The sequence below is a fragment of the Paenibacillus periandrae genome (assembly GCF_022458865.1).
GTDB classification, from domain to species: domain Bacteria; phylum Bacillota; class Bacilli; order Paenibacillales; family NBRC-103111; genus Paenibacillus_S; species Paenibacillus_S periandrae.
On record NZ_JAJNMU010000142.1, the window covers coordinates 1 to 396 of the forward strand.

Annotated in this window: 1 pseudogene; it reads left to right on the forward strand. The window is 49.0% G+C overall.

Annotation, left to right across the window (positions count from 1 at the left end):
- Nucleotides 1-396 (forward strand): annotated as a pseudogene (locus LRL21_RS47220) (transposase); the annotation flags it as partial.

A 396-nucleotide genomic window follows, 5' to 3' on the forward strand; every position in this document is an offset into this window, starting at 1 on the left:
AGGTTGGTTTTGTTTGGATGTATGAATTTGTTGGTCCTAAAAGACGGTACAGCCACCTCTTTCGTGAACGAGCTGTCCAGCAAGCATTTGGCTCCACAGCAGCTCATAGTGCCCGGATGCAACAAGCTCCTATGTCAGCACTATTCAGCAGATGCATAACGAAGCGATTCCGTTCGAGAGTGAACGGCTTTCTGAACAAGCTTGGACACAAGCGAAGACGAACAACGGCCTTGTCCTGGGTGTCGATGACTTCGCCATAAAGAAAGGCTATACCTACAATACAGGCATTCATGATCTGAAAGGAGAGACGATGCTCGATCTTTTTCCTGGACGAAAACTGGAAGATTTGCGGGCCTATGCCCAGCAGCATCCTGACTTCCTGCTGCTTGCTCCCAA